This window comes from Bacillus sp. JK106, assembly GCF_053663355.1.
This window is the reverse complement of record NZ_JBSJQC010000004.1, coordinates 38,009-51,148: the sequence shown is the minus strand read 5'-3', so window position 1 is coordinate 51,148 and position 13,140 is coordinate 38,009. Positions and strand designations below refer to the sequence as shown.

Sequence of the window (13,140 nt, the reverse complement as noted above, 5' to 3'; positions counted from 1 at the left end):
GAAAACATGCGGAAACATAAGTTGTTTGCTTTGGTATTGCTTTCATTCGGTTTATTGTCATTCATCGTCACGCCTGTATCGGCGGCGGGAAAAGGAAACCTCTTGTCTCCTGACAGAATTTTAACCATTGCCCATCGCGGTGCTTCGGGGTATGTCCCGGAGCACACGATCCTTTCTTATGAAACTGCGCAAAAAATGAAGGCTGACTATATTGAGCTGGATTTACAAATGACAAAAGACGGCAAGCTGATCGTCATGCATGATGAAAAACTGGACCGCACCACAAACGGACAAGGCTGGGTGAAGGATCATACATTAGCAGAGATTCAAAAGCTCGACGCCGGTTCTTGGTTCAATAAGGCCTATCCGGAAAAAGCAAAACCGCAATACGCCGGACTTCGCGTTCCCACACTTGATGACGTGTTAAAACGGTTCGGCAGACATGCAAACTATTATATTGAAACAAAGGCGCCCGAAACATATCCGGGTATGGAAGAAAAACTGATCGCCTCACTGAAAAAATACAAATTGGCAGGTAAGCATGCGAAACTTGGACAAGTGATCATTCAGTCTTTCAGCAGGGAGAGCCTTCTGAAAATCAAACAGCTCGATCCGAAACTTCCCGCCGTCCAATTGCTTGAAGCGGAACAGATGACCTCAATGACTGACGCAGATTTAACAGACATCAAAACATATGCCGTCGGAATCGGACCGGATTACAAAGCGCTGAACGCTCAAAATGTCCGGAACATTCGCAGCCACGGCCTACTGCTTCACCCTTACACCGTGAACAGCGAGACGGACATGCGCCGTCTGCTGAATTGGGGCGTAACCGGTGTGTTTACCAACTATGCGGATATATTCCAAAAGGTTAAAAAAGAATATAAATAATAAACCACATGGGTTCGGAGATGATGCCGAACCCATGTTTTTTTGCCCGATAATGCAAACGCCATCATGGGTTATATAGCGGGTGGGGCATGTTATTAAAAGGCTGAGATTCACCTTAATTGTAAAAAGGTATCACAGTAATGATGAATTACTTGTGATACCTTTTTAATCAAAGGAATATAATTATTTATTTCTATTATCTATTTTCTTTCTTATACTATTTGTAATATATGATAATATTATTGATACTAAACCATAGACAACAACCCATCCCCAGAAAGATAGATTAAAAACAGTAAACATTAGTATGACAGAAACAACTATGCTGACAAGCGGCATTATATACACTTTTTTGAAAATATACGTGAATATAATCGATAAGACAATAATAGAAAGTGGTAAAATACCAAAAGCAATATCTAGCTCATCCATTATTATTCTCCTTTGTGAATTTAATTTCCCCTTAAGTATACTCACTCAGCTGTCTAGCCATTTATATCTAATCACTCCATACTTCTTTGTTTTTCTTAATCATAAAAAAGTCATATTCAGAAACATGGGTATTGTTAATAATTTTTTCAAGTCCTCTGATAGGAGTAGATTTTAATTTTTTTCCGTTTTTATAAGAGTAAGAATTAATCACATATTTCCCGCCCTTGCTTATTTCTAACAAGAAAATTTCAGACTCGTCAAAATAAGTGAATTTTGCTTGGTTTTCAAATTTTGTTGACCTATGTAATGGGAGTTTTTTCTTCGGCTTCATACTTTTCAGATCGAAAGTATAAAGTATTGAATTAGCTGCCAAATGATATAAAGTGTCATTTTTTACAAAAAAGTTATTAGTAGAAAGAGGAATAGCCAGCTGAGAAATTTCATCAGGGATATGATAACTGCCTAAAGGATATGCACCTTTAAACTTATTATGCTTTAAATCAATTTTTGCTACTTTGAATTGTACTTTGTTTGATTTATCCGTTTGGTTATATAGTATAAAAAAGGCTGAGCTTTTTTTAACTATTATCTGTGAATAAACACTCCAATTTTCTTCATTTAATATAGGAATTGTTGTTCCTTTCCCAACTGTAACTTTATCTTTATCTATTTTAATACCCTGAAAAGTCGGTGTTTTGATTGAAGAATCTTCATTTATCACGTAAATATATTCACCGTCATTACCGGTACTTGTATAGAAACCCGGAATAACTTTTTCATGAAATCCACTGCTGTTACCCCATCTGATTAAACTATTATAATGGTTTTCACCGACTCCTTGATTATTCAAAAAATAAAAGATATTTTCTTTTATTAAATGGCCTGATGATTGCCCATAACTTGTATGTACTTGATGCTGCATCGGGAATTTTTTAAAGTTATCGCCTATCATATAAACTTCTTTTTTGTCCTGTCTAACTATGTTTTTTTCATCTTGTGCAATGGTTCCAACTTCAATAGCATCTCCTTTTACAGCTGTTGCTTTTCCTTTTTCATCAATATATACAGTATAACTCCCATCTTTAGGGTAATCTATTGTAGCTGAATAATATATAGCTGCAATTTTATCATTCAAGAAATTCTTTTCTTTTTCTGTTTCAGTTTGTTTAACATCAGAAACTGTATTAGTATATTTAAAAGTTCCGATACATATAAATATACCTATTAATACTATGACCGCAATTATAATTAACCACTTAATCTTGTTCAAATATAATCTCACTCCTTAAAATAATATGACTCCCTAAATAAACTTAGGGAGTGAAAATAATTCATCTAATTGTTTTAATAGTTTTTGTATAACCGGAATCTCTGATGTCTCTAGGGTAGACGCCCAGTCCTAATTTTCGCGTTTTTATACTTATTACCTCGTGCTATTTGTTTATTCTCCTATATTTTAATTCATTATACAATTATTGTAATCTAAACTTACGTACTGAATTTTTTCTGTGGTTAATTATTTGTTTTGTCTCTAAAACTTTGACTTAGGAGTACAGGAAAAAGGATGAAGCATGGAGAAGAAGAAACATAAAAGATTAATAGTTGCCCAACATATCTTTTACATTCATTGTTTAGTATGGAAGGCAGTTATTGATAAGGCGGAGAAATCATGAAAAAAAAGAATACTGGCCTTGGTTTTCGTCGTTAGGCTTGCTCTCAATCATCGTCAGCCTGTATCGAGCCAGCATGGGTTCGGGGATGATGCCGAACCATGTTTTTTGCCCGATTAAAAAACCTTGCGGGAAATGTACCGCAAGGTTTGTATCAATCATTATTCTTTTCCGGCGGCGGCTTCCGCCTGTCCGCCTTTTAATTGATCGTTGATTGCTTTGGCGTCTTTCAAATACTCAGTCTTGAATCCGCTCTTCAGCGCCCACGCATAGAAGGCAAGGGCAACGATTGCGATCAGCCCCATATCCCATCCGTACGGAATGATGTTCAGACCGCCGAATTTTTCACTTCCGAGCCATGAAATGACCATCATGCTGAGCAGATAGACAACCATCCAGACGCCGCCTTTAAAGTTTCTGCGGAATCCTTTCCACTTCACTTTCGCTTGGTAGTAGAAATAAATCGGAAGGCCGATCAAAATGATAAACAGCACCTGCCCTGTTAACGGCCAGCGCGCCCAATACAGCACGAGAGACGCGAACACGAAGCCGAGCGGTGCAACCACGCTGAGGCCTTTCAGACGGAGAGGCCTGTACAAATCCGCCGCCGTCCGCCGCAGCGTCATCACCGTCACTGGACCCGTGATATAAGAAATCAGCGTCGCAACGGAAATGATTTCAGCAAGCACGCCCCATCCTCTGAATAAAAACAGAAAGATAAACGATACGATCAGGTTGAAAATCATCGCTTGGCGCGGCACGCCGTACAGCGGATGAAGCTTTCCGAAAATGCTCGGCATATATTTATTTTTTTCCATGCCGTAAATCATGCGTGACGTCGTAGCGGTATATGTGATACCCGTTCCCGACGGAGATACGAACGCATCCGCATAAAGAATAATGACAAGCCAATTGATATTCAATGCGATCGCCAAATCGGCAAATGGAGAGTTAAAGTTCAGGTGACTCCAGCCGTGAACGATCATGGAAGGTTCAACCGCACCGATAAATGCGATTTGCAATAGGACGTAAATGACGGTTGCGACCAACAGCGAACCGACAACCGCAATCGGAATCGATTTGCCGGGATTTTTTGCTTCTCCGGCCATGTTAATCGGGCTTTGAAACCCGTTAAACGCAAATACGATACCTGATGTGGCCACCGCCGTCAGCACGCTCGCCCAGCCGTTCGGCGCAATGCTTGAACCGGATGTGAAGTTTCCGCCGTGAAAACCGGTAAACAGCAGCGCTCCGATTGTCAGCCCCGGAATAATAATTTTAAAGATGGTAATCAATGAATTCGCTTTTGAAAACAAGTTAACTGTCCAATAATTCAGTAAAAAGTAAATAATCAGCAATACGGATGCGAAGCCGAGCCCCTCTCCCGTAAGTGTGCCGTTGTGAACGAGATTGCTTGTCCACTTTGCCCAGTCCCACGGCCATGAGCTCATATATTGAACAGACGCAACCGCCTCCACCGGAATAACGGAAACAATCGCAATCCAGTTTGCCCATCCTGCGATAAATCCAATAAATGATCCATGAGAATATTGAGTATATTTTACCATTCCCCCGGCTTCGGGGAACATTGAACCCAATTCACTGTAAGAAAGTGCGATAAACAAAATAACGATCATACCGATAATCCAGGAAATAATTGCGGCAGGTCCCGCAATCTGAGCCGCCCGCCACGCCCCGAATAACCAACCGGAGCCAATCATCGACCCAAGTCCGACCATCATGAGTGCAAACGTTCCCATTCTGCGATGTAATTGATTCATAAAGTTAACACCTTTCAATTAAAATATGACTCCAGCGCTATCATATATTTATAATATTATTCTGAAAATAGTTTTGTCAATCTTTATCGCATTAAAGCGGCAAGCCAAAATTAACCTTCCGATGTTTAAACAGCCGTTAAGCGGGAATAACTACTGCAAGCCAGAAATAGAAAGGAGTTTTTATCGTGAAACAAAAACTGCTCATTTCAGGACTTGCCGTGTCGACTGTCGGAGTGACTTCCTACCTGCTCAAAGATAAATCAAACCGCCAAAAGGTGATGAACTTTATCCGCAATATGAAAACATCGCTCTCCGGGAAGCAGGATATTGAATCATTCCCCGTCAACAAAGCAGGCAACCCGCATCCCGAAGATATTGAAGATAACAAAATGGTATCCGAAGGCTCCATGTACCCGGTTCAATATTATGATGACAAGAAGAAATAATCTGTTCCCGGGCTGCCCGGCCGTATCAAACGGCGGCAGCTTTTTTTATGCAGACGGCGTTTTATAGATCCGCCAATATTGGCGCGATCCTTTCTCCCGCACGGTAATGCCCAGTTTGGATATTTCCGCTTTCAGCTCTTTCGCATCAGCCTTTTCCTCCTCTTTCAGCGCCTTTTCTCTCGCTTTTAAAAGAGCATTTGCCCCAGGCTCCAAATCCGGCGTGTCCGGCACCCACCGTTTGTATTCTTCTTTAAAAGGATCTTCCGTCCCCAGCCAGACATACCCATGCGCGCGAAACGCATCAGCCGCTTTTTCAACCGCCGGCTCAAGCTTCTCCCGAAAAAGCTCCTGTCCTTCAGTGCCTAATAAGACAAGATACTTCCCATCCGTAAACACACCGGAAATGCTGTCTTTCGAAAACACGCTTTCTTCATTATATATGGTTAAGGACACCTCGCTGTCCGTCACGACTGCCACAAGACTTTCTTTAAAAGCTGCCCGCGTCAGCCACACTCCCCCAATTAAGCCGATAACGGCAGTTGCAGCCGCAGCCTTCCATCCGTGAAAGGAAGCGATTATTTCCAGCGGCCCGTGAAAAGGCAGCCAATCCAATGTTACGGCCCACTTCGCAATGACCGGCAGAAACCATCCGATGACCAGCCCTAATAATGGCGGCACCAGAAAAACCAAAGCTTTTTCAACCGATGACAACTCAAGAACCGTCTGTTTTTTTATTTCGTTCATGTTTCTCCTCCGTCTGTGTTTTTCACAACTATCCATTATACAAAGGGTTGGATGATTCTGTAAACTGTTTCCGAAACAATAAAAAAGCCTCCCGGCCGCCGGGAGGCTTTTTAAAACAGGAGCTCATATACTTCATTCAATTCCATCGTGCGCTTCTCATCCTGCTCGTTCTCAGCATATTTGATTTCCTTTTCAAGCACCTGATTCAGCGCATCCATTTCCAGATCATTTAGATCTTTCACGAACTCGCCTTCATTTGCATAATGCTTCACCTGAAGCTTTTTATAAATCCCCCGGCACACATCATGCTCCAAGTGGTTCGAAAGCGACTCACGCAAATATCCGAGTGTCCTGTCCATCATGTAAGCCCTCCCTTTTCTTTAGGAATAGCTTCCCGGAAAGAGAGAAAAACTATACATGAAAGCACCGGGCGGCTGTTTTAACTCTGTACCTGAATGGAGAAAAATCCGCTGCTTAACGGCGTGTACGGCCCGTTCAGTCCCGTTGCGGAGAAAGAGAACGTTCCTGAACTGACATAAGAAAGAGGAACGCTGTAATATTTAATATAGCCTGTAACGATATTGCCGTTTTTCGTATATTCATCTTCCAGCGCTTTTGACGTAAGATTTGTAATATTCGTTCCGTTGTTAAACGCCTGAATCGTGTTATTGTTCGGATACCCTTGGAAATATACGGCTAAATAACCCGTTGTCCCCTTCATCGGTTTTGATGCGCTGATTTGGTTCGGCCCGATATTTTCCCATTGGTAATTCTGACCGTCAGACGTCACACCGATAATACGGATTTGTGTTAAAGCAGGAGCCGGCGCCGCAGACGCTGACGGAGCCCACAACCCGCTCACAAGCAACAAAGCAGCGGCGGCCGCGGCAAATAGCATAACGAGTCTCTTTTTCATGTTTCTTCCTCCTCTTATTCTTTTCGTAGAATCCTATACTATTTTACATGATTCCCAAGGAAAAAGATTACATTTTATAAAAGAGTCCGGAATATTTTGTGAACTAGATATGAAACGCTCTGGAAACGCCATTGATTATGAGAAAGATGCCGCAGATTCTTAACACGACTCTTGAACTTCTGTCATCTTTACCGAAAAAAGTTTTTCCGAGCCAGCCGATCCATACGTTCATTGCGGCTCCAGCGAGCACTTCTATGATTCCGATGATTTCTGCCATATACAAAGCAGCCATCCTCCTAACTGTGTTTTTTCATATTACGGTTTATCAAATAGAGTGATAAAACCAATGACGCTGCACCGGCGGCAAGAAACAGGCTCAGCGGCACTATCTGCATGCTGTCTCCGCCATTGTTTTGAAATGCGCCGATCGCCCATTTTTCAGGGGTAAACAATGACAGCATCCGCATGTACTCCGGAGCCGTGTCTAATGTGAAGAAAGCCCCTCCCAATAAACCCGTGACAGCTATAAAAACGGAAGCAAGCGACGTGAATTGCTTTTGGCTCTTCATGAACGGTATCACGGCCATCGTTACAGCAGTCAGCGCAAACGAGCAGGCCGCAAGCACCGCTCCAGCAGCAAAAACATGATCAGCAAAACGGATGTGCAGCATGAATGTTCCGGCAGCGAGAATCACGATAATATGGAGAAGTCCGAAAAGATACGCCGCCGCAAACTTAGAAATTGCATATGCCGTATAGGAAACGGGCGTGCTCAGCAATCTGTCATATGTATGATTTTCTTGTTCATCTATAAATGATCGCAGGCTTTGGACTGCAACGAACCAGATAAACATCACTAAAAATCCGATGAGTCTGTCGACCGCCTGCCCGCCTGCATAAACGTGATGGCGGTCAACGGTGACGGCGGAATGACCCTGAATATCCTTCAAGAGATCAGCTGCCGCCTGCTTCCCGTCGGTGTGCAGCGTGCGGGATATCACTTTTGCATCGCGGACTATTTTTTTCAGCGCGCCCGCCTGCTGCGCAATCAGCTGCTCTGTCAAAACAGCATCACCCTTTTCTTCATTCTGAATAAATGAAACGTTCAATTCATCTCCGGAAAATAATGTCTCTTCAAAATGAGAGCCGATCAGCAATCCAAAGGATATATCCTGATGATTAACCTTTGTTTTTAATACGTCCTCCGTGACCTTCGTGACTTTTATATGGCCGGCTGTCTGAATCATTTTCATAAATTGCGCTGAATAGGCGCTCTGATCCTCATCAGCTACATATACTTCCTTCTGCTGACTGCCTTCCGCAGAAAAGGAAAAGAAATATGTGAGAAGGAGCGGAGCGGAAATCGTCGCAAAGATGGCAGCCCGATTTTGCAGCATCAGTTTCAGCTGATGTCTGATCATGAATAACAGCTGCATCATGAAACCGCCTCCTTCCGTTTAAACACCCAGACGGTCAAACATAAAAACACGGCGCCGATGGCAGCAAGCTCTGCCAAATCCGCCGCAATACCGCTCAGACCGGCATGCTGCGTGACACTGATATAGCTGTTGATCGCTTTGCCGTTCGGTATCAGCTCCTGCACGATTTTCAAACTGTCAGGCAAGCCGTCTTTTGCGATAAAACTTCCGCCTAAAAAACTGAAGCCATACAGAATAGGAGCCGCCATGCTTGAGACGGTCTCGTGGTTTTTTGCAGCAGCCCCCCAAAGGAGCACAATACTGCCGATCGCAAATGAATAAACGATCGTCACCAGCAATACTTCAAACAAATTGCCCCATTTTACCTGATATAAGATGCTGCTTGCGATGATGACAGCAGCCATTTGCATCAGGATGGCAAACATGATTCCCAAAAGCTTACCCGCCACGTATTGGATACGTAAAACAGGCATTGATTTGATTCTGAATAACGTGTGCTGCTGTCTCTCTTCCACTATCCCGTGAATGAGCGCAAACGCGGTCATAATGGAGAACATGACGACCATTGCGATTGAATAATACTGCATCGCATCAATCGGAGCCGCGTGATTGCCTGCGGACTGTTTCGGAATGGTGACAGCCTGTCCACGTTCACCCGAAAGGCCGCTGACATCTCTCTTTGACAGATGTCCCGACTGCTTCAGCACCGCTTTTTCTTCGCTGAATTCCGCTTTTACTCTGGTGACAAACGAATCGGCCATCATTTCCACAATGTCTCCGTTTACAGAGCCTTGTTGGTCCGAGATGACTTTGATACTTGTTTTTTCATTGTGTTCCGCCGCTTTTGCAAAGCCTTTCGGCACGTATACAAAAACGGAGACTTTGCCGCTTTCGACCAGCTGTTTCCCTTCTTGATAACTGCCTATATCTTTTACACGGATGCGATCATTTTGGTTCAGCACGTCATTCTTTAATTGGTCACCCAAAGAACTCTCCGCGTGATCCGCATTATAAAACGCGGTCTGAAATGGCTTCACTTTCGAATCGCCGTGAAAAACCGTTCCTAAAATGAAAATCATCAGCGCCGGAAACAGAAGCAGTTTTATATAGAAAGACTTTGCGCCGGCCAATAACCGAAAATCTAATAAGATCAGCCTGAATAATATTTTCATGACGCCCCCTATGAATCCCGCAGCGTTTTGCCGGTGAGCCGGAGGAAAATGCTTTCCAGATTGGCTTCCTCGAAATGAATGCCCTTAATGGTGATACCGGTTTTCCTGATATCATCCGCAATATCAAGGATATTGCGATCTGCCGCAGAGACGAGCATCGTAATGGTCTGCCGGCTGACAGCAGCCTCAGCAACACCGGGAATGCGGCGGATTTTTTTAACGGCATCATCATTCAGCCCCTCTGCATTCACGGTCAGGGTATCAGAGGCTTTGGCTGACTGCTTCAATTCGTCTTTCGTCCCGCAGGCAATGATTGAGCCGTGATCCATGATCGCCGCTTTTTCACAGAGGTATTCGACCTCTTCCATGTAATGGCTCGTGTAGATGACGGTCATCCCTTTTTCTTGATTTAACGTCTTCACGGTTTCAAGAATGTGGTGTCTGGATTGCGGATCAATTCCGACGGTCGGTTCATCTAAAATGAATAGTTTCGGTTCATTCATTAGCGCGGCACCGATATTCACCCGTCTTTTCATGCCGCCCGAAAACTCAGATATCCTTTGATTTCGCTGTTCCTGTAATTCGATGATGTCCAGCACTTCATCAACCCGTTTACAAAGTTCCTTACCGGAAAGTCCGTACAGACTTCCGAAAAAAGCCAAATTATCCTTTGCGCTTAACGCTTGATATAAAGCGATTTCCTGCGGGACGACTCCCATCACTTTTTTTATGGCCGCAGGCTGCTCCTGCAATGAGGCTCCGTCAATACAGATTGTTCCGCCCGTCGGCGAGAGCACGGTGCTGATCATCGACACCGTTGTTGATTTACCGGCGCCGTTTGGCCCCAGCAGACCGAATATCTCTCCTTTTTCGATGCGCAGTGATATATGATTGACAGCGGTAAAATCGCCGTACTTCTTTGTCAAATCCGTTAATTCGAGCATTCGTGCAGCACTCCTTGTGTCATGTCTGCACTTATTCTACTCTTGGCGATCCTTGTTTTCTATTCACTTTCGTACTCGATATGGGTATTACTTTCGTCATATGTTTAGTGATAAAAAGGGAGAGAGGAGGGTGAAGCGGGGTTATAGCAATTTTTGCAAATATAAGGTAAGCTCGGTTCTGTTTGACACTTCAAGTTTATCGAGGATTCTGGATACATAGTTTTTCACAGTGCCTTCAGTCAGAAATAAGTCTGCGGCAATGCGTTTATTGCTTTTGCCTTCCATAATGTGTTTCGCCACATCAAGCTCTCTCGGCGTGAGAATCTCCTTCAGCTTTGACCGCGGCTCTTCCTGCACCGCAGGGATCTCCAAATTGTTCAGCGCTTTTACGACGGAAACCGTGATTTTGGGATTCAGCATCATCTTCCCTTCATAAACGGCTTGAAGGGAGGCGGTAATTTCATCTGAATCAGCATCCTTCAAGAGATAGCCGTCGGCTCCGCTTTTCAGCCCGGCAAAAATATAGTGATCATCTTCAAACGTTGTCAGAATGATGACTTTTACGGAAGGATATCGCACTTTTACCGCTTTTGTCGTTTCGATTCCGTCCATACCGGGCATTCTGATATCCATCAAAATCACATCGGTTTCGGTTTGAGAAAGCAGCCGGAGTACCTCTTCGCCGCAAGAAGCCTCTCCCGATATTTGAATTCCTTCGTGAAGACTCAGAATCATTTTCAGCCCCTCTCTCACAATGGACTGGTCGTCTGCAATCATGACATTCACTTGATTATTCCTCCTTGCATGGAATCCTTATTTTCACGTCAAAACCCGTTTCCTTCCCGGAAGAGAAAACAGCCTCTCCGCCAAGTGCGGCCGCTCTTTTCTCAATTCCTTTCAGACCATTTGATTTTATGATCGTTCCGCAGGCTGAGCCGTTATTATGAATGTGCGCCAATATCATATTTCGGTTTTTTTGAATCCGGACAGAAACATATGAAGCATGTCCATGCTTTATCGCATTCGTAATCGTTTCCTGAACGGATTGATAAAGACAATGCTTCACATCCGGCTGTTCCGCTTCTATGGCCGCGTCCGTCTCCAGCTCGAAGCGAATGCCTCCCGCCTCTTGAAAATGACTGAAAATGTCACGGAGCTCTTGCTCAAACGCCCGCCCGGCCAAAGAGCCCTGCAGCAGCGTAACCGCCTGGCGAAGCTTTAAAATGGATTCTTTCGTAAGATCATGCGCCTTATGAATGATCTGCTTCACTTTGTCCGGCTGATGCCCGGCTGTCTTCCCGGCAAATTCTAAATTCATTTTCAGAGCAGCCAGATAATGACCGAGAGAATCATGCAGCTCCTGCGCAATTCTTGTTCTTTCTTTCGTAACGGCCAGTTCCTCAATCCGGTCTGAATATTCCTTCAGTGTGTCATTAGCGGTTTTCAGCTCTCGGTTCAGCAATTCTACCTTCGACTTCTCCTGCAGGTTTTTCCGATATAAATAAATCACCGCAAACATGATGAAGTATGGCGGCACGATATCACTGACACCCGCTCCTCCGGCGTATAAAGCTGCTGCAAATGCGGCGGCATTCACCGTTAACAAAACAGCCGGAATCTGCTGATCAGTAATAAGCACCTCCGCCAATAAAAGCACCATTACGGCCTGTGTCCCCACACTATAGACATTGTACAAAAGAACTCCCGCGATAACGTTGCTCAGGAGAAAAGAGCCTTGATATACAGCAGGCCTTCTCTTCATATATAGCGGCCGCAGGCAGTCATTAGCCGTCAGCATCATCACGAGCACAGACAAAAAAACCTTCAGCTCCCCCCGGCCGGGAGGAAGCTGAAGAATCGCATGAAAGATTGATAGTAATGCAAAACCCCTGATCAGTAACTTCGTATGTGCTATCTTCATCGTATTCTCCTTACAGATGAGCGGCGGCTTTTCGCTCCACGTTCAGCACATCATACAGCTCATCAAGCGAATGAATTTCATGCGTCGGGATGATCCCGGACTCATTTGCTTTCTTTCCGGGATTAAACCAGCACGTATCCATTCCCGCCATCTGACCGCCTTTTATGTCCGCGCTCAATGAATCGCCGATAATAAGCCCGTGCCCGGCAGAAAAACCGGGAATTCTCGCAAATACATAATCAAAGTATTCCTTCATCGGCTTTTGAAAACCCGTGTCCTCAGATACAAACACATCTTTAAAAAACGGATACAGACCGGAGTCGCCCAGCCGCTTATATTGTGATGTTGAGACGCCGTTCGTCACGATGTATAAATCAAATAAAGGACTCAGCCGTTCAATCAGCTCATAAGCTCCGTCTATCATCTGGTGCCCTTCTTCTAAGTATTGGCGGTACGCCTGATTCATCAGCACGCCGTCGGCTTCGAGGCCGTATTCTTTAAACAAAAGGGCAAACCGTGTATTCACCACTTCATCGCGGGTCATTTCCCCCTCTTCAAACGCCTTCCACAGCCCTTGATTTAACGCTTTATAACGGGCTTCCACCTCTGCCGTCAGCTCCAGCTTTGAACCTTGAAACAATTTTTGAAGAGCATCGGTTTCTGAAGCGGTAAAATCCAGCAGCGTATTGTCTATATCAAATAATAACGTACGGTAATGACTCATCGATGTTTCCCCCGGTTCTGCTTTTTTTAACCAGTATACCACTCGCGGACAAGCCGAAAA

At 44.2% G+C, this 13,140-nt stretch carries 16 protein-coding genes; 2 read left to right on the top strand and 14 right to left on the bottom strand.

What is annotated here, in order from left to right:
• Window positions 1–6 precede the first annotated feature (6 nt).
• Window positions 7–891: a glycerophosphodiester phosphodiesterase gene (locus ACWJJS_RS15605; RefSeq protein WP_077721736.1), complete on the top strand. Its 885-nt coding sequence runs from the start codon at window positions 7–9 to the stop codon at window positions 889–891.
• A gap of 183 nt (window positions 892–1,074) precedes the next feature.
• Here the strand turns inward: ACWJJS_RS15605 and ACWJJS_RS15600 are convergent, their stop codons facing one another.
• The 4 genes from ACWJJS_RS15600 to ACWJJS_RS15585 all read right to left on the bottom strand — a co-directional run bounded on the left by ACWJJS_RS15600 (window position 1,075) and on the right by ACWJJS_RS15585 (window position 4,774).
• Complete coding sequence (locus ACWJJS_RS15600) at window positions 1,075–1,323, bottom strand: DUF2651 family protein (protein ID WP_077721735.1); 249 nt, start codon at window positions 1,321–1,323, stop codon at window positions 1,075–1,077.
• 67 nt (window positions 1,324–1,390) lie between these two features.
• Window positions 1,391–2,593 carry a hypothetical protein gene (locus ACWJJS_RS15595; protein ID WP_063174900.1) on the bottom strand — a complete coding sequence of 401 codons (1,203 nt, stop codon included), beginning with the start codon at window positions 2,591–2,593 and terminating at the stop codon, window positions 1,391–1,393.
• A 397-nt stretch (window positions 2,594–2,990) separates the two neighbouring features.
• On the bottom strand, window positions 2,991–3,155 hold the full coding sequence (locus ACWJJS_RS15590) for a hypothetical protein (RefSeq protein WP_164672390.1): 165 nt from the start codon (window positions 3,153–3,155) through the stop codon (window positions 2,991–2,993).
• Window positions 3,155–4,774: an APC family permease gene (locus tag ACWJJS_RS15585; RefSeq protein ID WP_063174899.1), complete on the bottom strand. Its 1,620-nt coding sequence runs from the start codon at window positions 4,772–4,774 to the stop codon at window positions 3,155–3,157. Before ACWJJS_RS15585 ends, ACWJJS_RS15590 begins: the two co-directional genes overlap by 1 nt.
• A gap of 185 nt (window positions 4,775–4,959) precedes the next feature.
• On the opposite strand from ACWJJS_RS15585, the gene ACWJJS_RS15580 reads away from it, so the two are divergent.
• Window positions 4,960–5,220 (top strand): hypothetical protein, encoded by a 261-nt coding sequence (locus ACWJJS_RS15580; RefSeq protein WP_003156732.1) that lies wholly within the window; start codon window positions 4,960–4,962, stop codon window positions 5,218–5,220.
• A 45-nt stretch (window positions 5,221–5,265) separates the two neighbouring features.
• Here ACWJJS_RS15580 and ACWJJS_RS15575 read toward each other — a convergent pair whose 3' ends face one another.
• The 10 genes from ACWJJS_RS15575 to ACWJJS_RS15530 all read right to left on the bottom strand — a co-directional run bounded on the left by ACWJJS_RS15575 (window position 5,266) and on the right by ACWJJS_RS15530 (window position 13,080).
• Window positions 5,266–5,964 carry a YqeB family protein gene (locus tag ACWJJS_RS15575; protein ID WP_025650164.1) on the bottom strand — a complete coding sequence of 233 codons (699 nt, stop codon included), beginning with the start codon at window positions 5,962–5,964 and terminating at the stop codon, window positions 5,266–5,268.
• A gap of 110 nt (window positions 5,965–6,074) precedes the next feature.
• The gene (locus tag ACWJJS_RS15570; protein ID WP_007408989.1) at window positions 6,075–6,323 is read right to left on the bottom strand and encodes a sigma-G-dependent sporulation-specific acid-soluble spore protein CsgA; all 249 of its coding nucleotides are present in this window, start codon (window positions 6,321–6,323) and stop codon (window positions 6,075–6,077) included.
• Window positions 6,324–6,403: 80 nt separating this feature from the next.
• Window positions 6,404–6,880, bottom strand: a complete 477-nt coding sequence (locus ACWJJS_RS15565) for a DUF4879 domain-containing protein (RefSeq protein ID WP_014304250.1) — start codon at window positions 6,878–6,880, stop codon at window positions 6,404–6,406.
• Between the two features lie 103 nt (window positions 6,881–6,983).
• The gene (locus tag ACWJJS_RS15560) at window positions 6,984–7,163 is read right to left on the bottom strand and encodes a hypothetical protein (RefSeq protein WP_003156739.1); all 180 of its coding nucleotides are present in this window, start codon (window positions 7,161–7,163) and stop codon (window positions 6,984–6,986) included.
• Between the two features lie 13 nt (window positions 7,164–7,176).
• A complete protein-coding gene (locus ACWJJS_RS15555; protein WP_317461723.1) occupies window positions 7,177–8,319 on the bottom strand; it encodes an ABC transporter permease in 1,143 nt (380 codons plus the stop codon).
• Window positions 8,316–9,491, bottom strand: a complete 1,176-nt coding sequence (locus tag ACWJJS_RS15550; RefSeq protein WP_454023692.1) for an ABC transporter permease — start codon at window positions 9,489–9,491, stop codon at window positions 8,316–8,318. The genes ACWJJS_RS15555 and ACWJJS_RS15550 overlap by 4 nt, the downstream gene beginning before the upstream one ends.
• An 8-nt stretch (window positions 9,492–9,499) precedes the next feature.
• Entirely contained in the window at window positions 9,500–10,435 is a 936-nt protein-coding gene (locus tag ACWJJS_RS15545) for an ABC transporter ATP-binding protein (RefSeq protein WP_454023691.1), read from the bottom strand.
• A gap of 141 nt (window positions 10,436–10,576) precedes the next feature.
• The gene (locus ACWJJS_RS15540; protein ID WP_017419306.1) at window positions 10,577–11,221 is read right to left on the bottom strand and encodes a response regulator; all 645 of its coding nucleotides are present in this window, start codon (window positions 11,219–11,221) and stop codon (window positions 10,577–10,579) included.
• A gap of 4 nt (window positions 11,222–11,225) precedes the next feature.
• Window positions 11,226–12,356, bottom strand: coding sequence for a sensor histidine kinase (locus tag ACWJJS_RS15535; RefSeq protein ID WP_264101301.1), 1,131 nt, complete (start codon window positions 12,354–12,356; stop codon window positions 11,226–11,228).
• Between the two features lie 10 nt (window positions 12,357–12,366).
• Entirely contained in the window at window positions 12,367–13,080 is a 714-nt protein-coding gene (locus tag ACWJJS_RS15530) for a YjjG family noncanonical pyrimidine nucleotidase (protein WP_454023690.1), read from the bottom strand.
• Window positions 13,081–13,140: the final 60 nt, after the last annotated feature.